The following is a 586-nucleotide window of genomic DNA, read 5'->3' on the forward strand; positions in this document are numbered from 1 at the left end:
CGCCACCGCCCCATACAGGACCGTTTCCGGGCCGCCACGGCCTGGAGGTTCACAGCACCTACCGCATGCGCCCACTCATTCAGGCCCAGCAGTCGCGCCCTACACGGTGACCACCCATCACCGCCCACCGGGCCGGATCGCTCACGGTCGGCCGACGCCACCACTGCTCATCAAGCACGGATTCCGGCGTTTCCGCAGCAGCCAGTGCTCACGAAAACGCGGATCCTATAGAGCGGCTCAGTCGCGGTCGCGTTGGCAGGCGGCGAGCAGGAAGAGCCAGATCTCGCTGACGGTCGGGAAGCAGGCGATCGCGTGCCGGAGCCGCTTGAACGGGATCTCGCCGACGACGGCGAGGGTCGCCGAGTGCAGCAGTTCGCTGACCCCGGGGCCGACGAAGGTCACCCCGAGCAGGACGTCCCGGTCGAGGTCGACGACCATCCGCGCGTGGCCACGGTAGTTGTCGGCGTAGAGGTTGGCGCCTTGGGCGGCGTTGAAGTCGAGGTCCACGGCCTTGATGCGGTGGCCGGCCTGGGTTGCCTGCTCGGCGGTCATGCCCACGGCAGCCGCTTCGGGGTCGGTGAAGAAG

1 protein-coding gene is annotated in these 586 nt (G+C 68.6%); it reads right to left on the minus strand.

Annotation, left to right across the window (positions count from 1 at the left end):
* Positions 1-237: 237 nt before the first annotated feature.
* A partial coding sequence (locus tag IEZ17_RS41735) for an oxidoreductase dimerization domain-containing protein (RefSeq protein ID WP_506005284.1) occupies positions 238-586 on the minus strand: 349 nt, incomplete at its 5' end.

This window comes from Streptomyces albospinus (assembly GCF_014648695.1).
GTDB classification, from domain to species: Bacteria; Actinomycetota; Actinomycetes; order Streptomycetales; family Streptomycetaceae; genus Streptomyces; species Streptomyces albospinus.